Raw genomic sequence first — 23,355 nt, forward strand, 5'->3', positions numbered from 1 at the left:
CTTCAGCCCGTCCGGGCTTGAGGACCCGTACCCCCACCGGCCGGTGGCCGCCAACCGGCCGAAGGGGACGGTGGAGGGATGCGCCCGGAAGCGACGAGCGAGGATCCCGGGCACGAACAAGGCCGACCCGAGTCGCGAGCGCTGAGGACGCAGTCCCGGCAGGCGGCCCCGACCCCACGACAACAGCAGGCGCACACCGGCCAACCCAGCCCGTCCGGCGCTTGAGGACGGAACCAGCAACCATGGCGGGCGGCACCGCAACCACACCGGCGCAGGCGGCACCGCCCGCGCGGCCCGTCCGGCGCTTGAGGACGGAACCAGCAACCATGGCGGGCGGCACCGCAACCACACCGGCGCAGGCGGCACCGCCCGCGCAGCCGCGCGGCGCTTGAGGACGGAACCAGCAACCATGGCGGGCGGCACCCAAACCGCACCGGCGCAGCCGCGCGGCGCTTGAGGACGGAACCAGCAACCATGGCGGGCGGCACCCAAACCGCACCGGCGCAGCCGCGCGGCGCTTGAGGACGGAACCAGCAACCCCAACAGGCGGCACCCAAACCGCACCGGCGCAGCCGCGCGGTGCTTGAGGACGGAACCGCCAGCCATGGCAGCCCGCACCACAACGGCGGGCCGAACAAAGTTTGTTGGGGCCATTGACGAACCCCGCCCAGGGTCCTAACTTCGTCCCGTCGTACTTCGTACGTCATATATGAGACGCCATACGCGAGATACGCGAGATCTGAGAGCAGCTGCCATGGACCTCCTGGCCGGCACCGTGCCGACGCCGATTCCCTCCCGCACCCAGTACGTGCTGGAGACGATCAAGCACGGCATACTCACCGGCCAGTTGAAGCCCGGCCAAGCCCTCGTGGAGACGGAACTGGCGGCGCAGTTCGGGGTGTCGAAGACGCCGGTGCGGGAGGCTTTGAAGACGCTGGCCGGGACCGGGCTGGTGGTGATGAGCCAGTACAAGGGCGTGACGGTGCGCACTGTGGACGCGGAGATGGCGCGGCAGGTGTACGACGTGAGGCTGCTGCTGGAGCCGGAGGCGCTGCGGCGGACGGTGAGCCAGCGGGCCTCGCTCGTGGCGGCGCGGGAGGCGCTGACGAGGGCGGACGCGGCCGCGGACCGGGCGGACAGGTCGCTGGCGAACAGGGACTTCCACCGGGCGCTGTATGTCCCGTGCGGGAATCCGTTGCTGGCGCGGATGCTCGATGACGTACGGGACCAGGCGGCGCTGGTGTCGGCGGTGGTGTGGCAGGCGACGCCGTCCTGGGAGCAGGAGGCGCGCGAGCACCGGGAGATCCTGGCGCGAGCGCTGGACGGGGACGCGGAGGGGGCGGCGGGGTTGCTGCACGACCACATCGCGAGCTTCGTGGCCCGGGCGTTCCCCGAAGAGCCCGGAGAGCCCGAGGAGCCCCAAGAGGGCGATCACACCCCATGAGCTGCGGGCGCGTGCAGTGAGGGGACGGTCCTGCGCGCGCCCGCACCCCACCTCTGTTGTACCAACCACAGGAAGGCAGACCGCATGTCATTCGCAGAGCAGTCGTCGGCGCTCGCCGATGTCGTGGCGATCCCGGTGACTCCGTTTGACGCCGGGGGCGCCGTGGAGCGGACCGCCTATCGCGCGCTGCTGCGCAGGCTGCTCGACAGTGGGGTGCGGACGGTCACGCCGAACGGGAACACGGGGGAGTTCTACGCGCTGGACCCGGCCGAGCGGCGACTGGTCGTCGAGCTGACGATGGCGGAGACCGCGCGGACGCCGGAGGCGGACACGCAGGTGATCGTCGGCGTCGGGCATGACGTGCCGACGGCGATCGCGGCGGCGCGGCATGCGGGGGAGGCGGGGGCGCAGATGGTGATGGTGCATCAGCCCATCCACCCCTACGTGTCGCCGGACGGGTGGGTGGACTACCACCGGGCGATCGCGGAGGCGGTGCCGGAGCTGGGGGTGGTGCCGTACATCCGCAACGCGCTGCTCGGCGGGGAGGTGATCGGGCGGCTGGGGGAGCTGTGCCCGAACGTCATCGGAGTGAAGTACGCGGTGCCGGACGCGGCCCGTTTCGCGGCGGTGGCGCGGGATGCCGGGCTGGACCGGTTCACGTGGGTGGCGGGGCTGGCGGAGCTGTACGCGCCGTCGTACTGGGCGATGGGGGCCACGGGGTTCACGTCGGGGCTGGTGAATGTGGCGCCGAGGGTGTCCCTGGAGATGCTGCGGGCGCTGCGGGACGGGGACTACGCGGCCGCGATGAAGGTGTGGGAGCAGATCCGGGAGTTCGAGGATCTGCGGGCTGAGCGGCAGTCGGCGAACAACGTGTCGGTGGTGAAGGAGGCGCTGGCGGTGCAGGGGCTGTGCCGCCGCGACGTACGGCCGCCCAGCCGGCTGCTGGACGAGGCCCAGCGTGAGCGGGTGGCCGCCCTGCTCACCGGGTGGGATCTGTCATAGGACCGACAAGACGCAAGCCGCCGATCACGGGACGATACGGAAGGCCTGTCAAACGCCATGAAGCAACCGCAAGAGCTCCGCAGCCACCAGTGGTACGGGACCGACGGCCTGCGGTCGTTCAGTCACCGGGCCCGGACCCGGCAGCTGGGGTATCTGCCCGAGGAGCACCTCGGCAAGCCGGTTATCGCGATCCTGAACACGTGGAGCGACATCAATCCATGTCATGTGCACCTCAGAGAGCGTGCGCAGGCGGTGAAGCGCGGGGTGTGGCAGGCGGGCGGATTCCCGCTGGAATTCCCGGTGTCGACGCTGTCGGAGACTTACCAGAAGCCGACGCCCATGCTCTACCGCAACCTCCTGGCCATGGAGACCGAGGAACTGCTGCGCTCCTACCCCGTGGACGGCGCCGTGCTCATGGGCGGCTGCGACAAGTCGACGCCCGCGCTGCTCATGGGCGCCGCCAGCGTCGACCTGCCCACGGTCTTCGTGCCGGCCGGGCCGATGCTGCCGGGGCACTGGCGCAACGTGACCCTCGGCTCGGGCACCGACATGTGGAAGTACTGGGACGACAAGCGCGCCGGGCTCATCGGGGACTGCGAGATGGGCGAGCTGGAGAGCGGGCTGGCCAGATCCCCCGGGCACTGCATGACCATGGGTACGGCGTCGACCCTGACCGCCGCCGCCGAGGTGCTGGGCGTCACCGTGCCCGGGGCCTCGTCCATCCCGGCCGTGGACTCGGGACATGACCGGATGGCGGCGGCGTCCGGGCTGCGGATCGTCGAACTCGTGTGGCAGGACCTGAAGTTGTCGCGGATCCTGACCCATGAGGCGTACGAGGACGCGGTGGCGACCGTCCTCGCTCTGGGCGGTTCGACGAATGCCGTGATCCACCTGATCGCGATGGCCGGGCGCTCCGGGGTGAAGCTCACCCTGGACGACTTCGACCGCATCGCGCGTACGGTGCCGGTGCTGGCCAACCTCCGGCCCGGCGGCCGGTACCTGATGGAGGACTTCCACTTCGCGGGCGGACTCCCCGGATTCCTCTCGCGTCTGAAGGACCGGCTGCACCTGGACCGGCCCACCGTCGCCCACGACACCCTGCGCGAGCAGATCGCGGGCGCGCTCGTGCACAACGACGACGTGATCCGCACCCCTGGCAACCCGCTCGCGGAGGAGGGCGGCGTGGCCGTCCTGCGCGGCAACCTGTGCCCGGACGGGGCCGTCATCAAGCACATCGCGGCCGAGCGGCATCTGCTCAAGCACACCGGCCCAGCGGTCGTCTTCGACGACTACCGCACGATGCAGCGCACCATCAACGACCCGGAGCTCGGCATCACCGAGGACAGCGTGCTGGTGCTGCGCAACGCCGGGCCGCTCGGCGGCCCCGGCATGCCGGAGTACGGGATGCTGCCGATCCCGGACCACCTGCTCAAGCGGGGTGTGCGGGACATGGTGCGGATCTCCGACGCTCGGATGAGCGGCACGAGTTACGGCGCCTGCGTGCTGCACATCGCCCCCGAGTCGTACGTGGGCGGCCCGCTCGCCCTCGTGCGCGACGGGGACCTGATCACCCTCGACGTCGAGGCGCGCACCCTGCGCCTGGAGGTCGACGACGCCGAGATCGAGCGCCGCCGGGCCGACTGGCAGGCCCCGCCGCCCCGTTACGGGCGCGGATACGGCGCGCTGTACCAGGAGCAGATCACGCAGGCCGACACCGGCTGCGACTTCCGTTTCCTGGCCAGGCAGGGCGAAGTGCCCGAGCCCTACGCGGGCTGAGTTTCTTCCTGATCACTGAGCAAGCGCTTTCTCGCTTGGTACCACTGGCACCCGTACAAAGGAGTACTGGTCATGGTCATGGCCATAGCCGTGGCAAAACGACGCAAGGCGGCGGCCCGGCGCATTCCGTACCTCCTGATCGCCCCCGCCGCACTGCTGATGCTGGGCTTCATCGCCTACCCGATGCTCAGCGTCCTCTACTACAGCCTGCAGAACTACAACGTCACCAAGCCCTGGCGGAACGGCTTCGCCGGCCTCGACAACTTCACCACCATCTTCACCGACGACTCGCTCTTCTGGTCCAGCCTGCTCTTCAGCCTCAAATGGGTCGTCGCCGAGGTCAGCCTGCAGTTCGCCCTCGGCCTGGTGCTGGCCCTGCTGGTCAACCAGACCTTCGTCGGCCGCGGCCTCGCCCGCGCCATGGTCTTCTCGCCCTGGGCCGTCTCGGGCGTGCTGACCACCACCATCTGGATGCTGCTCTACAACCCGGCCACCGGCTTCAGCCGCTACCTCGCGGACGCCGGCATCGGGGAGTACGGCACCTCCGTGCTCTCCAGCCCCGACACCGTCTTCCCGGCGGCGGTCCTGGCCGAACTGTGGCGCGGAGTCCCCTTCTTCGCGATCCTCATCCTCGCCGACCTGCAGTCCATCCCCGGCGAGCTGTACGAAGCGGCCTCGGTGGACGGCGCGAACCGCTGGCGCCGGTTCTTCCACATCACGCTGCCGCACCTGAAGGACGCCATCGTGCTGTCCACGCTGCTGCGCGCCGTCTGGGAGTTCAACAACGTCGACCTCCTCTACACCCTCACCGGCGGCGGACCGGCCGGGCAGACCACCACGCTGCCGCTGTATGTCGCCGACACCGGCATCAAGGGCCATGACTTCGGCTACGCCTCCGCGCTGACCACCGTCGCCTTCGTGATCCTCCTGTTCTGCTCGATCATCTATCTGCGTCTCAGCAAGTTCGGGGGCGACCGCACATGACCGCCACGACCGCCACGGCGATCGAACGACCCAGCCGGCACCGCCTGGAGGACGCCGTCCCGCCCGGCGGCCGCAAGCGCCGCCGCGCCCTGGACGCGGGCAACCCGCGCTGGCAGATCTACGTCCCGCTCGGCCTGTATCTGCTCTTCACGCTCATCCCCTTCTACTGGATGCTGCTCTTCGCCCTGCGCCCGTCCGGCTCGACCTCGCTCGTGCCCTGGCCGGCCACCACCAAGCACTTCTCCAAGGTCTGGAACGACCTCGGCTTCGCGATCTTCTTCAAGAACAGCCTGCTCATAGGCGTGGCGACGCTGTTCATGACGACCGTCATCGCGCTGCTCGGCGGCTACGCGCTCGCGCGCTTCAACTTCCGCGCCAAGCAGCTCTTCATGCTCGCCCTGCTGTGCTCGCAGTTCATCCCGGGTGCGCTGATGCTCGTCCCGCTCTTCCAGATCTTCGCCAACCTGCGGCTGATCGACTCCCTCTGGAGCGTGATCATCGCCGAGACCGTGTTCCAGCTCCCGCTGTCCATCATCCTGATCAGCGGCTTCATCAAGAACGTCCCCGTCTCGCTGGAGGAGGCCGCCTGGGTCGACGGCTGCGGCCGCTTCCGCGCCTTCTGCGCGGTGGTGCTGCCGTTGCTGCGTCCCGGGCTGATCGCGGTCGGCTCCTTCGCCTTCGTGCACAGCTGGAACCACTTCCTCTTCTCCCTGATGTTCCTGAGCACCCAGGAGAAGTACACGATCCCCGTCGGCCTCAGCTACACCATCGGCTCCGGCGAGAGCGTCGACCTGGGCACCCTGGCGGCGGGCGGCGTCGTCGCCGCCGTGCCGGTCGTCATCGTCTTCGCGTTCATCCAGAAATGGCTGGTCACCGGCTTCAGCGCTGGTGCGGTGAAGGGCTGACGCCCTTGTCGGACAAGGAGGTCCGCATGATCCGCGATGTTCTTCCACAGCGTTGTGGCAGAACCGTTCTGGCGGCTGCCGCACTGCTGGCGGCGTTAGGGCCTGTCCGGCCGATCTTGGCCGGGTCCGCGACGCCTGGCGCGGTGCCTCGCTGCGTTGCCGAAACGCCCACAGGAAACCACCCTGAGGGCGCTCCGGCGCCTTGCGATGCACCACACCAGACGCCGCGGCCTGTCCGACCAAGATCGGCCGGACAGGCCCTAATGCCCGCACAGGCACTCGCGCAGTCCGCCGATGCCGGCCGCGACCTCGGGCGCGAGACGCTGGGCCCGAACGACGGCTGGGCCGCAGCGGACGCCGGGACCACCGGCGGGGCGGCGGCCGACGCGGCCCATGTCTTCACCGTACGTACCAGATCCCAGCTGGCCGCCGCGCTGGACGGAGGCAGCGCGACGCCGAAGATCATCTACGTACACGGGACGATCGACGCCAACAGCGATCCCGCCGGCAAGCCGCTGAGCTGCGCGGACTACGCCACCGACGGCTACGCCACCGACGCCTACCTGGCCGCGTACGACCCCCTCACCTGGGCCGGGAAGCCCAGCGGCGCACAGGAGGAGGCGCGGCTGGCCTCGGCGGCGAAACAGGCCGAACGGGTCGAGCTCAAGGTCGGGTCCAACACCACGATCGTCGGCACCGGCCGGGCCGTCCTGAAGGGCGGCAGCCTCCAGGTGAAGAACGCGGACAACGTCATCATCCGCAACCTCGAACTGCGCGACGCCTACGACTGCTTCCCGTACTGGCAGCCCAACACCGGCGGCCTGGGCGACTGGAAGACCTCCTACGACAACATCTGGCTCACCGGCGCCACCCACGTCTGGATCGACCACATCACCGCGAGCGACAAGGGCCACCCGGACGCCGCCGAGCCCACCTGGTTCGGCCGCAACTACCTGCGCCACGACGGGCTGCTCGACATCACCACCGGCTCGGACCTGGTCACCGTCTCCTGGAGCCGCTTCGCCGACCACGACAAGGCGATCCTGATCGGCAACAGCGACAGCGCGACCGGCGACCGCGGCAGGCTGCGCGTCACCCTGCACCACAACGCCTTCACCGGCACCGTGCAGCGCGCCCCGCGCGTCCGCTTCGGACAGGTGCACCTCTACAACAACGCGTACACCGTCCCGGCCGGAACCGAGTACCGCTACTCGTGGGGCATCGGCACCGAGTCGGCGGTATACGCCGAGAACAACTCCTTCACCACCCCCGGTGACGTCGAGGCAGCCGACCTCGTCAAGAGCTGGAACGGCACCGCGCTCCACCAGACCGGCACCGAATTCAACGGCTACCCGGTCGACCTGCTGGCGATCAACAACTCCTACAACTCCGGCAGCGAGACCGATCTGACCGGCGACGTCGGCTGGACTCCCACCCTGCACACCACGGTGACCGGTGCCCGACAGGCCGCCGCCGACATCGCCGCCCACGCGGGCGCGGGGAAGGCGTGATGCACATGACCCCCATACGTCCCCTGCCCACCCCGGTCGTCCTCGCCGGGGCCCACGGCCACGGCCGGTGGCACCTGGAGAATCTGCGCAGGCTCACCGGGGCCGGGCTCGTCCGGCTGGTGGGAGTCTGCGACACCGCTCCCCTCACCGGGCGGGAGCTGGCCGGCCTCGGCAGGCCCGAACAAAGCACCGACCTCGGTGAGCTGACCGCCCGCACGGGTGCCGCGATCGCGATCGTCTGCACCCCCATCCACACCCACACCGACCTCGCGCTGACCGCCGCCGCACACGGCGCCCACGTCCTGCTGGAGAAGCCGCCCGCGCCTTCCTACGCCGAGTACGAACGCCTCGTCACCGGCATCGCGGCCAGTGGGCGAGCCTGCCAGATCGGCTTCCAGTCGCTCGGATCGCACGCCGTCGCCGGCATCCGCGAGCTGATCGCCGACGGTGCCGTGGGCGCCGTACGCGGCATCAGCGCCGCCGGCAACTGGGTACGCGAGGAGCACTACTTCACCCGTGCCGCCTGGTCCGGGCACCGGACGCTGAACGGCACCGACGTGGTCGACGGGGTGCTGACCAACCCGCTCGCCCACGCCGTCGCCACCGCACTGCACCTCGACGGCAGCGACCGCGCCGACGACATCGACAGCATCGAACTGGAGCTGTTCCGGGCGAACGCCATCGAGTCCGACGACACCTCCGCCGTACGGCTGCGCACCGCGCGCGGCACCACGATCACCGTGGCGGCGACGCTCTGCGCCGAGCAGTCCGCGGAGCCATACGTCATCGTGCACGGCGACAAGGGACGCGTCACCTTCTGGTACAAGCAGGACCTGGTGCTGCTGCAGCGCGCCGAACACGGCCCGGAGGAGAGGACGTACCGGCGCACCGACCTGCTGGAGAACCTCGTCGCACATGTGCGGGACGGCGACCGGCTGCTGGTCCCGCCGGACACGACCGGTGCGTTCATGAAGGTCGTGGAGGCAGTACGGACCGCACCGGATCCGGTGCCGTTGCCGGAGGGCTCCGCCTGGCACACCGTCGCCGGTGAGAGGTCCGGGCGGCGGGTGGTCCGGGGGATCGACGGTATGGTCGCGGCCAGCGCCGAGACGCTCAGCCTCTTCTCGGAGCTCGGCGCCCCGTGGGCCGCCACCCCGGCGGGGGTGAGGGCCCGATGACGTCCCCCGGCACGGCCCATACCGCTCGCACCTTCCCCGCGGAACGCGACACCACCGTCTCCCTGCGCTGCGCCGGCCGCACCGTGGGCCGCTACACCTACCGGCCCGAGCTGCCCGACCGGCTGTCCCCGCGGCCGTATCTGCACCCGCTCACCACCCTCGGCGGCACACCCGTCACCGCGTTCATGCCGGACGACCACGGTCACCACCTCGGGGTGAGCATGGCCGTGCCGGACGTCGACGGCCGCAACTTCTGGGGCGGGCGCACCTACGTACCCGGCCAGGGCCCCACCGAGCTGGACAACCACGGCGTACAGACCCACCGGGGCTGGCTGCTGCGCGACCCGGACGGTTTCGTGGAGGAGCTGTCCTGGCGCGCGGACGGCCGGGAACTGCTGCGCGAGCGCCGCACGGTCGCCGTCCGGCTGTTCGCCGACGACTGCTGGGCACTGGACTTCACCTCCGCGATCACCAACGCCTCGGGACGCGAGCTGTCCATCGGCAGCCCCGCCACCAACGGGCGGCCGGGCGCCGGTTACGGGGGCTTCTTCTGGCGGACGCCCGCCGCGGCCGGGCAGGCCCGGGTCTTCACGGCCGACGCGGATGGCGAGGACGGCGTGCACGGAAGGACGGCCGACTGGCTGGCGCTGAGCGGTGCCGGATGGACGCTGGTCTTCGCGGGGGCGACGGGCGACACGCGGGCCGACCCCTGGTTCGTACGCACCGCCGAGTACGCGGGGGTGGGCTCCTCGCTCGCCTGGGCGCACCGGCTGCCGATCGGCCAGGGGGAGACGGTGACCCGCCGGATCGCCACGGCCGTCGCCGACGGCCGGCTCGGCCGGGACGAGGCCGCGAGCCTGGTCCACCGGCTCACCGAAGGGGGCGTGTGACGATGCCCCGGCCCTGGACCGCGGACCTCGGCGACGGCACCTACCGCAACCCGGTGCTGAACGCCGACTGGTCCGACCCGGACGTCATCCGGGTCGGCGACGACTACTACCTGACGGCTTCCAGCTTCGGCCGGGTCCCCGGTCTGCCGGTGCTGCACTCCCGGGACCTGGTCAACTGGCGCATCATCGGCCATGCCCTGGACCGGCTGGAGCCGGCCGAGGCCTTCGCCGTGCCCCGGCACGACTGCGGCGTCTGGGCGCCCGCCATCCGGCACCACGACGACCGCTTCTGGATCTTCTGGGGGGACCCGGACACCGGTGTCTTCCAGGTCAACGCCCCCGACCCACGCGGGCCATGGACCCGGCCGCACCTGCTCAAGGCAGGCAAGGGACTGATCGACCCGTGTCCGCTGTGGGACGAGGAGGACGGCAGCGCCTACCTGGTCCATGCCTGGGCCAAGTCCCGGTCCGGGGTGAAGAACCGGCTCACCGGGCACCGGATGAGCGCGGACGGGCTCGAACTGCTCGACGAGGGCCGGATCATCGTCGACGCGGACCGGATCCCCGGGTGGTTCACCCTGGAAGGGCCCAAGCTCCACCGCCACGACGGCTGGTTCTGGATCCTCGCCCCGGCAGGCGGTGTCGAGACGGGCTGGCAGGGGGCGTTCCGCTCGCGTGACTTCTTCGGGCCGTACCAGGAGTCCGTCGTCCTGGAGCAGGGGCGCACACAGGTCAACGGGCCGCACCAGGGCGCCTGGGTGCGCACGGCGCAGGGCGAGGACTGGTTCCTGCACTTCCAGCACCGGGGCGCCTACGGCCGGGTCGTGCACCTCCAGCCCCTGCGCTGGGACGGGGACGGCCTGCCGGTCGCAGGTGAGGGCGGCGAGCCCGTCCTGGTGCACACCAAGCCGAAGGGCGAACCGCAGCGCGTGGAGGCCCCCGCCACCGATGACGACTTCCCCGGCGGCCGCTTCGGCCTCCAGTGGTCCTGGACCGCCAACCCCTTGCCGGGATGGACCACGGCTCATGCCGGTGACGGGCTCCGGCTGACCTGCGTGCGCACCGAGGAGGCGCACGACCTGCGCAGGCTCCCCAACGCGCTGGTGCAGCGGCTTCCGGCCGAGACCTTCACGGTGACCGTCGAACTCGCCCTGGACTCCACGGTGCCGGGCGCAAAGGCCGGACTCGCCGTGCTCGGCGACGCGTTCTCCTGGATCGGCCTGGAGCAGGGCCCCGACGGCGTCAGCCTGGTGCACCGCTACGCCGAGTCCGTCGCGGAGGCCGAGCGCGACGCCGCCCACGCCCGCCCCGTGCCGGGCGGCCGGGCACGGCTTCGCATCGACGTCACCCCGGGCGCCCGCTGCCGCTTCTCGGCCTTCACCGGTGAGGACGGTTCGCGGCCGTCCGGTCCCGTCTTCGCCGCCACGCCCTGGCGCTGGGTCGGCGCCCAGCTCGCCCTCTTCGCCACGGCACCCACCGGACAGGGCCCGGCCGGGACAGCCGCGTTCACCGACTTCCGCGTCACGACCGAAGGAGGCGCCGTATGAGGTGGGGGAGACACTTCACCGTCCTGTTAGCCCTGTGCGCCGCCCTGTTGGGCGTACCAGGCACCGCAGTGGCCGGCGGCACGGCCGGCGCCGGGGGCGACAGCCCCCACGGCTTCGCGTCCGTCGACGCCCTCGGCGACCGTGGGACGACCGGTGGGGCCGGCGGCCGTATCGTGACGGTCCGGACCCAGGAAGAGCTCACCGCGTACGCCGGTGCGGCCGAGCCGTACATCATCCGGGTCGCGGCCGCCGTCACCGTCGAGCCCTTCGGCTCGGACATCGTCGTGGCGTCCGACAAGACGATCATCGGTGTGGGCGACACCGGCGAGATCGTCCACGGCGAGCTGCACCTCAACCCCGGCACGCACAACGTCATCATCCGCAATCTGACCATCAGGGACTCCTACGTCGAGGGCGACTGGGACGGCAAGACCCAGGACTTCGACGCGATCCAGATGGACACCGTCCACCACGTCTGGATCGACCACAACACGCTCACCCACATGGGCGACGGCCTGCTCGACATCCGCAAGGACAGCCAGTACATCACCGTCTCCTGGAACCGCTTCACCAATCACAACAAGGCCTTCGGCCTCGGCTGGACCCAGAACGTCATCACCCAGATCACCGTCGACCACAACTGGTTCCAGGGCACCAAGCAACGCAACCCCTGCATCGACAACGCCGCCTACGCCCACCTCTACAACAACTACCTCTCCGCCCAGGTCGAGGACGGCGACCCGGTCTGGACCTACGGCAACTGGTCGCGCGGCCACACCAGGATGGTGATCGAGAACAGCTACTACGACGGCGTACAGCACCCCTACCAGGCCGACGCCACCGCCGAACTCGTCCAGCGCGGCAGCATCCTGCGGAACACCACCGGCCGTCAGGACGCGTGGGGCACGGCCTTCGATCCGCACGACTTCTACGCCTACCGGCTCGATCCGGCGGCAGCGGTGCCGGCCCTGCTCCGCGCTTTCTCGGGCCCGCAGCGCAAGCTGGGCACCACCACGACCGTCGAGGTTAAGGCCGACGGAACCGGCGACTTCAGCACCGTGCAGGCGGCCGTGGACGCGATACCGTCCGGCAACGACGGGCGGATCGTTCTCCGTATCGCGCCCGGCACCTACCGGGAACATGTGACGGTCCCGGCCGACAAGCCGTACGTCACCTTCGCCGGCACCGGCCGCAGCCGCGCCGACACGGTGATCGTGTACGACACCCCGGCCGGCGAGCTCAAACCGGACGGGACGACGCAGGGCTCGACCGGAAGCGCCACCGTGCTGATCCGGGCGTCGGATTTCACCGCCCGTGATCTGACCTTCGCCAATGACTTCGACGAGGCAGCGGTCGAGATCAACGGTGAGCAGGCGCTCGCGGTGAAGACCACGGGCGACCGCCTGGTCTTCGAGAACACGGTCTTCCTGGGCAACCAGGACACGCTGATGACCGACACCCCGGTCCTCACGCAGACAGCCCGCGTCTACATCCACCGCTCCTGTATCGAGGGCGATGTGGACTTCGTCTACGGCCGCGCGACCACTGTCATCGAGCAGTCCACGATCAGGGCGCTCAGCCGTGGCAGCGACACCAACAACGGCTATGTCACCGCCGCCAGCACCTGGAAGGACACCCCGTACGGCTTCCTGATCACCCGCAGCAGGATCGTCAGCGACGCCCCCGATGCCTCCTTCCACCTGGGCCGGCCATGGCACCCGGGCGGCAACCCCGACGCCGTCGCCCAGGTGCTGATCCGCGAAACGGAACTACCGGCCGCGATCAAGCCTTCGCCCTGGACCGACATGAGCGGTTTCTCGTGGAAGGACGCGCGATTCACCGAGTACCGCAATCACGGCCCTGGTGCGGCGGTCACGGACGACCGTCCCCAGATGTCCGACGCCGACGCCGCGACGCACGAGGTGGCCGACTACCTCTCGGGCTCCGACGGCTGGGCACCCCAGCAGACCTGAACACTCACCGAACAGGAGATCCAACGATGACCGCACCAATGGGCCGCAGACTCCGCACCGGCGTCACCGCCATCGCGGCCGTGTCCGCGCTTGCCCTGACCGCCACCGCCTGCGGAACGGACGGCACGAGCAGCAAGGGGAGCGAGGGCAGCGGCAAGGGCACCATCACCTTCTGGGACAACAACGGCGGTGTGCGCACCGACATCTGGAAGCAGATCATCGCCAAGTTCGAGAAGAAGTACCCCGACATCAAGGTGAAGTACGTCGGTGTGGCGGCCGCGGACGTGCAGTCGAAGTACGACACCGCGATCGCGGGCGGCAAGGGACTGCCGGACGTCGGCGGGGTCGGCGCGGCGATGCTGGCGAGCCTGGTGGCGCAGAACGCGCTCGCCCCCGTCACGGACCGCATCGACAGCAGCAGCCTCAAGGGCAAGCTCGACGCCAGCATGGTCAAGAACGTCGAGTCGGCGGGCGGCAGCGCGGACGAGCTCTACTCCGTCCCGACCTCGGCCAACATGGGCATCCTCTGGTACCGCACGGACCTGTTCAAGGCGGCGGGCCTGGAGGCCCCGACCACGTACGACAAGTTCTACGCGGCGGCCACGAAGCTGACGGACAAGAAGAAGAACGAGTTCGGCTTCACCTTCCGCGGCGGGGCCGGCTCGATCGCCCAGGCGCTGGACATGATGTACGGCCAGTCGGGCATCGACAGCTTCTGGAACGGCGACACGACGACGGTCAACGACCCGAAGAACGTGGCCGCCCTGGAGAAGTACGTCGCGCTGTACAACAAGGTCACGCCCGAGGCGGACCTGAACAACGACTTCGTCAAGATGGTCGCCGAGTTCGACAACGGCAAGATCGGCATGGTCCAGCACAACCTGGGCTCGTACCAGAACCACCTGGACGCGCTGGGCAAGGACAAGTTCGCGGGTGTGGCCATGCCGACCGACGCGAGCGGAGTGCGCACGACCGTCTCCAACCCGGTGGACGGGCTGGGCCTGTTCAAGAACAGCACGAACAAGGAAGCGGCCTGGAAGTTCATCGAGTTCGCCGTCTCGGCCGCGCAGAACAGCGCCTGGAACGAGTCGGCGGGCGCGATCCCGTCCAACACCGAGGCGCAGGACGACGCGTGGATAGCCAGCGCCGGTGCGACCAAGACCGGGCTGGACGCGCTCACCGACAGCAACACCAAGATCGTGCAGCTGCCGTACTACCTGCCGGACTGGGGCACGCTGAGCAAGTCCGAGGTGGAACCGGACTTCCAGAAGGTCGTCCTCGGCAAGGAGACGGCGAAGGCGTTCCTCGACATGTTCGCGGGGAAGCTCAACGCCGCCCAGGCGGACTGGAAGAAGCACAACTCCTGACAAATCCCTGAGCAGTTCAAGAGCAAGTCCTGAGTAGTTCAAGAGCACGGGAGGGGCGGTCTGCCCCCGCCCCTCCCGCTTTCACACTCGCACCGCCCTCTCCCAACCAAGGAGCCGCAATGCGCAGTTCATTCTGTCATGCCCTCATCGCCGCATCCCTGGCCACCTGCGCCTCTCTGGCCCTGGCCGCCCCCGCCCAAGCCGCGTCCCCCGGCCGCGCCGTACTCCCCGCGAACGACGGCTGGGCCTCCTCCGGCACCGGCACCACCGGCGGCGCGGCCGCCGACGCCGCCCATGTCTTCACCGTACGCAACCGGGCCCAGCTCGTCGCCGCCCTGAACGGCGGTGACGCCACCCCGAAGATCATCCAGGTCAAGGGCACCATCGACTTCAACACCGCCGCCGACGGCACCGCCCTGACCTGCGACGACTACGCCACCGACGGCTACAGCCTCGACGCCTACCTCACCGCCTACGACCCCGCCACCTGGGGCCGCACCGCCGAGCCCTCCGGCCCCCAGGAGGACGCCCGCGCCGCCTCGCAGAAGGTCCAGGCCGAGCGCCTCCAGGTACTGGTCGGCTCCAACACCACCATCGTCGGCCTCGGCAAGGGCGCCACCATCCTCGGCGGCAACCTCATGGTCAAGGGCGCGGACAACGTCATCATCCGCAACCTCAACTTCGACAACGCCTCCGACTGCTTCCCGGCCTGGGACCCGACCGACGGCGCCACCGGCAACTGGAACTCCGAGTACGACAACCTCACCCTCGTCACCTCCACCCATGTCTGGGTGGACCACAACACCTTCAGCGACGGCGACGAGCCCGACTCCACGCTCCCCTCCTACTACGGCCGCATCTACCAGAAGCACGACGGCCTCTTCGACATCATCAAGGGCTCCGACCTCGTCACCGGCTCCTGGAACGTCTTCAAGGAGCACGACAAGACCTCGCTCATCGGCAACAGCGACAGCGCGTCCGCGACCGACGCCGGCAAGCTGCGGGTGACGCTGCATCACAACCTGTACCGCAACGTCACCGAGCGCGGCCCGCGCGTGCGGTTCGGCCAGGTCGACGTCTACAACAACAGCTACGTCACCACCGAGGACTCCGACTACGAGTTCGGCTACAGCCTCGGCGTCGGCAACCTGTCGCAGCTCGTGGCGGAGGCCAACGCGTTCTCCCTGCCGGGGAGCGTCGACGTCGGCACCGTCATCAAGAAGTGGAAGGGCGGCACGGCACTCACCGCCGACGGCAACTACGTCAACGGCGTCGAGACGGATCTTCTGGCCGTCCACAACGCGAATGTGCCGAGCGAACTCCTCGGCGCCGACGCCGGGTGGACGCCGACGCTGCGGACGGCGGTCGACGCCCCGGCTGACGTCCCCGGCATCGTCGCCTGCCACGCGGGCGCGGGGCGGCTGTAGCCCATGTCCCTCACCCGCAGAGCCGTCCTCCTGGGCGGCACGGCCGCGGCCCTCGCGCTGGCCCAGCCCGCCCGCGCCGCCGCCACCGGTACGCGCAACGCGCTGTACGTGCGCCCCGGCGACTCCGTACAGGCCGCCGTCAGCGCGACGCCCGACAGTCCCGACGAGCCGTGGACGATCATCCTCGCCCCCGGCACATACCGCGAGGTGGTCGTCATACCGGCCACCAAGACCGGCCTCACCCTGCGCGGGGCGACCGGGGACCCGCGCGACGTCGTCATCGTCTACGACCATGCCAACGGCACTCCGAAGCCCGACGGTTCCGGCACGTACGGAACCACCGGCAGCGCGACCACCACCGTCCAGGCCGGCGGATTCACCGCACAGGCCGTCACCTTCGCCAATGACTGGCTGCGCGCCGACCACCCGGAGATCACCGGGACCCAGGCGGTCGCCATCAAGGTGCAGGGCGACAGATCCGCCTTCCACCACTGCCGTTTCGTGGGTCATCAGGACACGCTGTACGCCGACTCGATGGCCCTGGCGACGACGGCCCGGCAGTACTACGACCAGTGCTACATCGAGGGCGACGTGGACTTCGTCTTCGGCCGGGCCACCGCCGTCTATGAGCGCTGCCACTTCCACACCCTCACCCGGACCGACCTCGCAGCCGCCCCGTACGGCTTCGTCCTCGCCCCGAGCACCGCCGCCGCCAACCCCCGGGGTTATCTGGTGAGCCGGTCCCGGATCACCAGCGAGGCCCCGGACGCGTACTACAAGCTGGCCCGCCCGTGGGTCCCCGGCTCGGACCCGACCGCCGTGCCGATGCTGACGGTGCGCGACACATGGCTGGGCCCCGGCATCGACGCGGTGACGCCGTACGCCAACATGTCGCCCGCCTACCCCTGGCAGAGCCAGCGCTTCCGCGAGTACCGCAACTCCGGCCCCGGCGCAGCCGTCACGGTGGCCGAGAACAGGCCGCAGCTCACGGACGAGGAGGCCGCCGCGCAGACCCGCGAGAGCTGGCTGGGCGACTGGACCCCGTGGGGTGACTGCCGATGAGCACGACCCGCCGCACGTTCCTGACGGCCGGCGTCGCCGCCGCCGTCGGCCTCGGCATTGCCGGCCCGGCCCACGCCCGTACGACGAGGACCACGATCCTCGTCCGCCCCGGCCAGTCCCTCCAGGCCGCGATCGACGCCACGCCCGACAACCCGCTCCACCCCTGGACCCTGGTCCTGGCCCCGGGCACCTACCGGGAGACCGTCAGCATCCCGGCCGCCAAGACCGGCCTGACCCTCACCGGGTCGACCGGCGACCCCCGCGATGTCGTGATCGTCTACGACAACGCCAACGGCACCGCAAAGCCCGACGGTTCCGGCACCTACGGCACGGCCGGCTCCGCCACCTTCACCTCCGCCGCGCCCGGGCTGACCGTACGGGACCTGACCATCGCCAATGACTGGCTGCGCGCCGACCACCCGGAGATCACCGGCACCCAGGCGGTGGCCGTGTACGCCACGGGCGACCGGACCTTCTTCGATCACGTCCGCCTGCTGGCCCACCAGGACACCCTCTTCGCGGACACCACCGCCCTCGACACCTTCGACCGGCACTACTACCGCGACTGCTACATCGAGGGCGACGTGGACTTCGTCTTCGGCCGCGCCACCGCCTGCTTCGACCGCTGCGAATTCCACACCCTGGACCGGGCCGTCACCTTCACGCCCTACGGCATGGTCTTCGCCCCCTCCACCGCCCGCGCCAATCCGCACGGCTTCCTCGCGCTGCGCTCCCGTATCACCAGCGGCGCGCCCGACGCCGCCTACAAGATCGCCCGCCCCTGGGTGCCCTCGTACGAGACCACCGCCTGGCCGATGCTCACCCTCCGCGACACCTGGATCGGCCCCGGCATCGACGCCGTGACCCCGTACGTCAACATGCGCGAGGCCTATCCCTGGCAGACCATGCGCTTCCGTGAGTACGCCGACTTCGGCCCCGGCGCGGCCATCACGGTCGCCGACAACCGCCCCCAGCTCACCACCGAGGAGGCCGCCGCCCAGACCCTGGAAACCCACCTCGGCGACTGGACCCCGCAGCTCACCCCGCGCCACAGCGGGCCCGTCCGCAGGCGCGGCGGCTTCACGGTCTACGCGGCCGGGGACTCCACCGCCTCGGTCTACGCGACCGACACCGCGCCCCGCACCGGCTGGGCCCAGGCACTCCCGGTGTTCACCCGCAAGGACGTCGTCGTGGACGACCGGGCGCTGTCCGGGGCCAGTTCAAAGAGCTACGAGGACGCAGGGCTGCTGGACCACATCCTGCGCGACATCGCCCCGGGCGACTGGCTGCTCGTCTCCTTCGGCCACAACGACGAGAAGACCACCGACCCGACGCGCGGCACCGATCCGTACACCACCTTCCAGTCCTATCTCCGCACCTACCTGGACGGCGCCCGCCAGCGCGGCGCCCATCCTGTCCTGGTCACCCCTGTCGAGCGCCGCCGCTTCGACGCCGAGGGTCACGCCTACGCCTCCCACGGCGAATACCCGGCCGCGATGGCCGCGCTGGCCAAGGAGGAAGGCGTACCGCTGGTCGATCTTCAGGCCCTGAGCCTCGCGCTCTGGGACGCGCTCGGCGCGGACGCCACCAAGGACTGCTTCCTCTGGCTCGACGCGGGGGAGAGCCCCAACTACCCCACCGGGGTCTCGGACAACACCCACTTCCAGGCCCACGGCGCGATCGAGGTCGCCCGCCTTGTCGCCCGCGACCTGCACGACCAGTGCGTACTCCCGCCGGGATCCCTCACGGGGCTGGACGCCGCGGTACCGGACACCGCGATCGTCTGGCCCGAAGAACTCCCGGAGCTCTGACCCGCGGGCCCGTGGACGGCTGGTCGCGCAGTTCCCCGCGCCCCTACGGGGCCGGTAGGGGCGCGGGGAACTGCGCGAGCAACCCACCACCCTCCACGACGCCAACCCCCACCCACGAAAGGAACCACGTCATGAGCCGCACCATCCGTTCCGCCCTCACCGCCCTCGCGGTGGCCGGCGCAGCCGTAGTCGCCGCCCCCCAGGCACACGCCGCCACGGTCACGGTCTCGACGACCGCCCAGCTGACCAGCGCCATCTCGTCCGCCACCGCCGGTACCGTGATCCAGGTGCGCGGGGGCACGTACTACCCGACGGCGACCCTGCAGTCCACCGCCAACGGCACGTCCTCCAGCCGGATTTACCTCCAGGCGTACGGCTCGGAGACCGTCAAGATCGACGGGTCGAGCCTTCCCTCCGGCGACTGGATCTTCAAGCTCACCGCCGACTACTGGACGGTCTCGAACATCACGTTCCAGAACTCCTCCGACAGCGCGGTGGTCTGCCAGTCCTGCGCGTCGACCCTCTGGAGCAACGACAAGACCATCAACAACGGCGACTCCGGCTTCACCCTCACCGGTGACTCGACCACCAACAACACCGTCCAGAACCTCGACAGTTACGGCAACTACGACTCCGCCAACCACGGCGAGAACGCCGACGGCGTCGCCATCAAGTTCGGTTCCGGCACCGGCAATCTCGTCACCGGGGCCCGCCTGTACAACAACTCGGATGACGGCATCGACTTCTGGTCCTTCTCCTCGCCCGTCACCGTCGAGCACACCTGGTCCTTCGGCAACGGCGTCAACCGCTGGAGCGACAGCGCCTTCGCGGGCGACGGCAACGGCTACAAGCTGGGCGGCGACGGCGAGGTCGTCGCGCACGTCGTCAACAACTCCGCCGCCTGGGGCAACGCGGGCAACGGCTTCACCGAGAACTCCAACACCGGCGCGATCGTCATCAACCGCACCACCGCCTACGCCAACAGCAAGTACGGGTACTACTTCGCCACCAGCTCCGCCAAGCTCGGCAAGAACCTCGCCGTGAGCAACGGCTCCGCGGCCGTCTCCAAGGGAAGTTCCGTCACCTCGGCCGGCAACAACTGGGACTCCGGGATCTCGACCCCGTCCTTCATCTCCACGGACGCCACCACCTGCTACAACGCCCGCAGTTCCAGCGGCACGCTGCCCGCGACGACGTTCCTGACCACCGGCAGCAGCACCATCGGCGCGACGATGAACTGACCGGATGAACTGACCAGCGGCAACCTTTGGGAGCGTGGCGGCAACAAGGGGTGCGTAAGAGGTCGCGCCGATAGGGAGCGCGGGAGAAGGAGCGGGGGGAGGGGCAAGCATGGCAAGGCGGAGGAGGGAGGCGACGCGGAGCGTCGTTGACCGACGACAACGCCGCCAGGCGCCGCCCATCGCCCCGCGACGCCGCGCGCCCTATCGGCGCGACCTCTAAGGACGCCCTCGAAAGGAACCGCCCACCGTGACTCGTTCCGTCGCCGGACGACACCGCAAGAACCGCACGCTCTCGATAGCCGCCGCACTGGTGGCCGCCGGCTGCGGGGCGGGTGTCTATCTCACCGCCTCGCAGGACGGCGCCCAGGCCGCGACCACCGTCACGGTGTCCACGACCGCCGCCCTCCAGTCCGCCGTGGCCAACGCCTCGGCGGGCACGATCATCCAGGTGCGCGCGGGGACGTACTACCCGACCGCGACGCTGAAGAGCACGGCGAGCGGCACGTCGGGCGCCCGGATCACCCTCACCGCTTACGGCTCGGAGAAGGTCAGGATCGACGGCTCGAAGCTGCCGTCGGGGTCGTGGCTGGCGGGGATCTACGGCAGTTACTGGACCGTATCCAACATCCAGTTCCAGAACTCCCCGGCGCAGGGCTTCGTGGTGACCTCGAGCACCGGCGGGATCTTCAAGAACCTGACCACGAACGGCAACGGGGACAGCGGCTTCACCCTGCGGGGTGACAACACCGTCAACAACCTCATCCAGAACCTGGACTCGTACAACAACTACGACGCCGCCAACCACGGTCAGAACGCGGACGGCCTGGCCATCAAGTTCGGCTCCGGCAGCGGGAACAAGGTCACCGGGGCCCGCCTGTACAACAACTCGGACGACGGCATGGACCTGTGGAAGTGGGCCACCCCCGTCACCATCGAGCACAGCTGGTCCTACGGCAACGGCAAGAACCGCTGGTCCGACACCGCCTTCGAGGGCAACGGCAACGGCTTCAAGCTCGGCGGCGGGGGCACCGCCACGGCGCACGTGGTGAACAACAACGCCGCCTGGAACAACGCGTCCAACGGCTTCACCGAGAACAGCAACACCGGCGCGATCAACCTCAACCGCAACACCGCCTACGCCAATGCCGGAACCGGCTACTACTTCGCCACCGGCACCGCTCGTCTCGGCAAGAACCTCGCCGTCTCCAACACCGCCGGCAAGGACAAGCTCAGCGGCTCCACCGTCTCGGCCGGCAACAACTGGGACTCCGGGATCTCGACCCCGTCCTTCGTCTCGACGGACGCCACGACGGCGTACGGCTCCCGCAAGTCCGACGGCTCGCTGCCCGCGACCACCTTCCTGACGACCGCCAGCACGACCATCGGTTCGACCATGAACTGACGGCGGCCGCAACGCGGCCGCAAGCAGCCCGTACCGGGGGGAAGGGGAGGCACCCGGTACGGGCCGTATCTCGCAAGCTCAGCCGCGCACGGCCCCCTCCGTCGCGCCCGCGATGAAGCCGCGTGCGAACAGGGCGAAGACGAGGACCAGCGGGGCGGAGGCCATCAGTACGGCGGCCATCACCATGCTGTAGTCGGTGCCGTGACCGATGTTGAGCTGGGCGAGGGACACCTGCAGGGTGAGCTTGTCGGGATTGTTGAGCACGATCAGCGGCCAGATGTAGTCGTTCCAGGCGCCGACGAAGGCGAAGATGCCCAGGAAGGACAGGGCGGGCCGGATCGTCGGGACGCACACGTGCCAGTACTGCCGCAGGAAGCCGCAGCCGTCCATGCGGGCGGCGTCGAGCAGTTCGTCGGGCACGCCCGTGGTGATGTACTGCCGCAGCCAGAAGATGCCGAAGGCGTTGGCGAGGGCGGGCGGGACGAGCGCCTGGAGGGAGCCGACCCAGCCGAGGTCGACCATGATCAGGTACTGCGGGATGATCGCCAGCTGCAGCGGCAGCATGAAGAAGCCGATCAGCAGGCCGAAGAGCCACTTGCGGCCGGGGAAGTCGAACTTGGCGAAGGTGAAGGCCGCGATCGAGTCGACGAGCAGCACCAGCACGGTGGTGGCGACGGCGACGATGACGGTGTTGAGCATCGACCCGAAGAAGTCGACGGTGTCCAGCACATGCCGGATGTTCTCCAGCAGGTGGGAGCCGAATGTCATCTTCGGCGGGCTCTTGTAGATGTCCTTGGTGGTGTTGGTCGCCATGACGATCGTCCAGTAGAACGGGAAGATCGACAGGAGGACCGCGCCGGCCAGCAGAAGGTGGGTGCCGAGCCCACGGGGCCGTCGGCGCCGCTGGGTGCGTTGCACGGTGCTCATGACTTCTTCCCCCTCTGGACGAGGCGCCAGTTGATGATGACGAGCACCAGGATGAACAGGAAGAACGTCCAGACGATTGCCGCGCCGTAGCCGTAGTCGTTGTTGGCGAACGCCGACTGGTAGAAGTACAGCAGCGTGGTCAGGCCGGCCTGGCCGGGTCCGCCGAGGTTGGCGTTGGCGGCGTTGCTGCCGAACAGGACCTGGGGTTCGCTGAAGCTCTGCAGGCCGTTGATGGTCGAGATGATGATCGTGAACAGGATGATCGGCTTCAGGATCGGGACGGTGATCCGGAAGAAGGTGCGGATCGGGCCTGCGCCGTCGATCTTGGCGGCCTCGTAGACCTCACCGGGGATCGCCTGGAGACCGGCCAGATAGATGATCATGTTGTAGCCGGTCCACTGCCAGGTCATCAGCATCGCGATGACGACCTTGATGGTCCACGGGTTGCTCAGCCATGGGACCTCGGGCAGTCCCACCATGTGCAGGATCGCGTTGACCAGGCCGAAGTTGTTGCTGAAGACCGCGCTGAAGAAGATCGCGACCGCCACGATGGAGGTGACGTTCGGCAGGAACAGTGCGATCCGGTAGAAGCCCTTGAAGCGGCGTACGGAGTTCAGCAGGGTGGCCAGCACCAGCGCCCCGAAGAGCATGGGCACGGTGGACAGCACCCAGATGACCAGGGTGTTGCGCACCGACAGCCAGAACACCGGGTCCTTGAACAGGAACCGGAACTGCTGGAAGCCGACGAAGGTGATGTCCCCGAGGCCGTCCCAGCGGTGGAAGGCCAGGTAGAGCGAGTAGATCACCGGCCACAGCATGAACACCGTGAACACGATGTAGAAGGGCGAGATCGCCAGGTACTGCGGCCAGAAGGAGAGCACCCGCCGCCCCCGGCCCTTCGGCCCCGC

The 23,355-nt window shown here is 69.4% G+C and carries 17 protein-coding genes and 2 pseudogenes; 17 read left to right on the top strand and 2 right to left on the bottom strand.

Features of this window, described 5'->3' with window-relative positions; genetic code table 11:
- The first annotated feature begins 754 nt into the window (after nt 1-754).
- The 17 genes and pseudogenes from OG607_RS35850 to OG607_RS35930 all read left to right on the top strand — a co-directional run bounded on the left by OG607_RS35850 (nt 755) and on the right by OG607_RS35930 (nt 21,520).
- Nucleotides 755-1,444 (top strand): GntR family transcriptional regulator, encoded by a 690-nt coding sequence (locus tag OG607_RS35850; protein WP_405732548.1) that lies wholly within the window; start codon nt 755-757, stop codon nt 1,442-1,444.
- Nucleotides 1,445-1,528: 84 nt separating this feature from the next.
- The gene (locus OG607_RS35855) at nt 1,529-2,446 is read left to right on the top strand and encodes a dihydrodipicolinate synthase family protein (protein WP_405732551.1); all 918 of its coding nucleotides are present in this window, start codon (nt 1,529-1,531) and stop codon (nt 2,444-2,446) included.
- 57 nt (nt 2,447-2,503) lie between these two features.
- On the top strand, nt 2,504-4,222 hold the full coding sequence (araD, locus tag OG607_RS35860; protein ID WP_405732553.1) for an L-arabinonate dehydratase: 1,719 nt from the start codon (nt 2,504-2,506) through the stop codon (nt 4,220-4,222).
- Nucleotides 4,223-4,300: 78 nt separating this feature from the next.
- Nucleotides 4,301-5,206, top strand: coding sequence for a carbohydrate ABC transporter permease (locus tag OG607_RS35865; protein ID WP_405737259.1), 906 nt, complete (start codon nt 4,301-4,303; stop codon nt 5,204-5,206).
- The gene (locus tag OG607_RS35870) at nt 5,203-6,111 is read left to right on the top strand and encodes a carbohydrate ABC transporter permease (protein WP_405732555.1); all 909 of its coding nucleotides are present in this window, start codon (nt 5,203-5,205) and stop codon (nt 6,109-6,111) included. Before OG607_RS35865 ends, OG607_RS35870 begins: the two co-directional genes overlap by 4 nt.
- Before the next feature lie 263 nt (nt 6,112-6,374).
- The gene (locus OG607_RS35875) at nt 6,375-7,622 is read left to right on the top strand and encodes a polysaccharide lyase family 1 protein (RefSeq protein WP_405732558.1); all 1,248 of its coding nucleotides are present in this window, start codon (nt 6,375-6,377) and stop codon (nt 7,620-7,622) included.
- Nucleotides 7,623-7,627: 5 nt separating this feature from the next.
- Nucleotides 7,628-8,800: a Gfo/Idh/MocA family protein gene (locus OG607_RS35880; protein WP_405732560.1), complete on the top strand. Its 1,173-nt coding sequence runs from the start codon at nt 7,628-7,630 to the stop codon at nt 8,798-8,800.
- Nucleotides 8,797-9,690: a PmoA family protein gene (locus OG607_RS35885; protein WP_405732563.1), complete on the top strand. Its 894-nt coding sequence runs from the start codon at nt 8,797-8,799 to the stop codon at nt 9,688-9,690. Before OG607_RS35880 ends, OG607_RS35885 begins: the two co-directional genes overlap by 4 nt.
- A 2-nt stretch (nt 9,691-9,692) precedes the next feature.
- Complete coding sequence (locus OG607_RS35890; RefSeq protein ID WP_405737262.1) at nt 9,693-11,237, top strand: family 43 glycosylhydrolase; 1,545 nt, start codon at nt 9,693-9,695, stop codon at nt 11,235-11,237.
- On the top strand, nt 11,234-13,210 hold the full coding sequence (locus OG607_RS35895) for a pectinesterase family protein (protein ID WP_405732566.1): 1,977 nt from the start codon (nt 11,234-11,236) through the stop codon (nt 13,208-13,210). The genes OG607_RS35890 and OG607_RS35895 overlap by 4 nt, the downstream gene beginning before the upstream one ends.
- A 26-nt stretch (nt 13,211-13,236) precedes the next feature.
- Entirely contained in the window at nt 13,237-14,577 is a 1,341-nt protein-coding gene (locus OG607_RS35900) for an ABC transporter substrate-binding protein (RefSeq protein ID WP_405732569.1), read from the top strand.
- A gap of 119 nt (nt 14,578-14,696) precedes the next feature.
- Nucleotides 14,697-16,004 carry a polysaccharide lyase family 1 protein gene (locus OG607_RS35905; protein ID WP_405732572.1) on the top strand — a complete coding sequence of 436 codons (1,308 nt, stop codon included), beginning with the start codon at nt 14,697-14,699 and terminating at the stop codon, nt 16,002-16,004.
- 3 nt (nt 16,005-16,007) lie between these two features.
- A complete protein-coding gene (locus OG607_RS35910) occupies nt 16,008-17,066 on the top strand; it encodes a pectinesterase family protein (protein ID WP_405732575.1) in 1,059 nt (352 codons plus the stop codon).
- Nucleotides 17,063-18,100: pseudogene (locus tag OG607_RS35915) on the top strand (pectinesterase family protein); the annotation flags it as partial. The gene OG607_RS35910 and the pseudogene OG607_RS35915, both read left to right, overlap by 4 nt.
- Nucleotides 18,101-18,163: 63 nt before the next feature.
- Nucleotides 18,164-18,877: pseudogene (locus OG607_RS35920) on the top strand (rhamnogalacturonan acetylesterase); the annotation flags it as partial.
- A gap of 131 nt (nt 18,878-19,008) precedes the next feature.
- The gene (locus OG607_RS35925; protein WP_405732578.1) at nt 19,009-20,118 is read left to right on the top strand and encodes a right-handed parallel beta-helix repeat-containing protein; all 1,110 of its coding nucleotides are present in this window, start codon (nt 19,009-19,011) and stop codon (nt 20,116-20,118) included.
- Between the two features lie 247 nt (nt 20,119-20,365).
- Nucleotides 20,366-21,520 carry a right-handed parallel beta-helix repeat-containing protein gene (locus OG607_RS35930; protein ID WP_405732581.1) on the top strand — a complete coding sequence of 385 codons (1,155 nt, stop codon included), beginning with the start codon at nt 20,366-20,368 and terminating at the stop codon, nt 21,518-21,520.
- A gap of 78 nt (nt 21,521-21,598) precedes the next feature.
- Here OG607_RS35930 and OG607_RS35935 read toward each other — a convergent pair whose 3' ends face one another.
- Both OG607_RS35935 and OG607_RS35940 read right to left on the bottom strand, forming a co-directional pair.
- Complete coding sequence (locus tag OG607_RS35935) at nt 21,599-22,447, bottom strand: carbohydrate ABC transporter permease (protein ID WP_405732584.1); 849 nt, start codon at nt 22,445-22,447, stop codon at nt 21,599-21,601.
- Nucleotides 22,444-23,328 (bottom strand): carbohydrate ABC transporter permease, encoded by an 885-nt coding sequence (locus tag OG607_RS35940; protein WP_405737264.1) that lies wholly within the window; start codon nt 23,326-23,328, stop codon nt 22,444-22,446. Before OG607_RS35940 ends, OG607_RS35935 begins: the two co-directional genes overlap by 4 nt.
- Nucleotides 23,329-23,355 lie beyond the last annotated feature (27 nt).

The sequence above is a fragment of the Streptomyces sp. NBC_01537 genome (genome assembly GCF_045040445.1).
Taxonomy (GTDB): Bacteria; Actinomycetota; Actinomycetes; order Streptomycetales; family Streptomycetaceae; genus Actinacidiphila.

Bases quoted from the DNA above. Each gene is read 5' to 3' on its own strand.
- OG607_RS35855 (WP_405732551.1), top strand. From the start codon at position 1,529: ATGTCATTCGCAGAGCAGTCGTCGGCGCTCGCCGATGTCGTGGCGATC.
- OG607_RS35935 (WP_405732584.1), bottom strand. From the start codon at position 22,447: ATGAGCACCGTGCAACGCACCCAGCGGCGCCGACGGCCCCGTGGGCTC.
- OG607_RS35925 (WP_405732578.1), top strand. From the start codon at position 19,009: ATGAGCCGCACCATCCGTTCCGCCCTCACCGCCCTCGCGGTGGCCGGC.
- OG607_RS35905 (WP_405732572.1), top strand. From the start codon at position 14,697: ATGCGCAGTTCATTCTGTCATGCCCTCATCGCCGCATCCCTGGCCACC.
- OG607_RS35885 (WP_405732563.1), top strand. From the start codon at position 8,797: ATGACGTCCCCCGGCACGGCCCATACCGCTCGCACCTTCCCCGCGGAA.
- OG607_RS35875 (WP_405732558.1), top strand. From the start codon at position 6,375: ATGCCCGCACAGGCACTCGCGCAGTCCGCCGATGCCGGCCGCGACCTC.
- araD (WP_405732553.1), top strand. From the start codon at position 2,504: ATGAAGCAACCGCAAGAGCTCCGCAGCCACCAGTGGTACGGGACCGAC.
- OG607_RS35865 (WP_405737259.1), top strand. From the start codon at position 4,301: ATGGCCATAGCCGTGGCAAAACGACGCAAGGCGGCGGCCCGGCGCATT.
- OG607_RS35900 (WP_405732569.1), top strand. From the start codon at position 13,237: ATGACCGCACCAATGGGCCGCAGACTCCGCACCGGCGTCACCGCCATC.
- OG607_RS35890 (WP_405737262.1), top strand. From the start codon at position 9,693: ATGCCCCGGCCCTGGACCGCGGACCTCGGCGACGGCACCTACCGCAAC.
- OG607_RS35870 (WP_405732555.1), top strand. From the start codon at position 5,203: ATGACCGCCACGACCGCCACGGCGATCGAACGACCCAGCCGGCACCGC.
- OG607_RS35880 (WP_405732560.1), top strand. From the start codon at position 7,628: ATGACCCCCATACGTCCCCTGCCCACCCCGGTCGTCCTCGCCGGGGCC.
- OG607_RS35910 (WP_405732575.1), top strand. From the start codon at position 16,008: ATGTCCCTCACCCGCAGAGCCGTCCTCCTGGGCGGCACGGCCGCGGCC.
- OG607_RS35895 (WP_405732566.1), top strand. From the start codon at position 11,234: ATGAGGTGGGGGAGACACTTCACCGTCCTGTTAGCCCTGTGCGCCGCC.
- OG607_RS35850 (WP_405732548.1), top strand. From the start codon at position 755: ATGGACCTCCTGGCCGGCACCGTGCCGACGCCGATTCCCTCCCGCACC.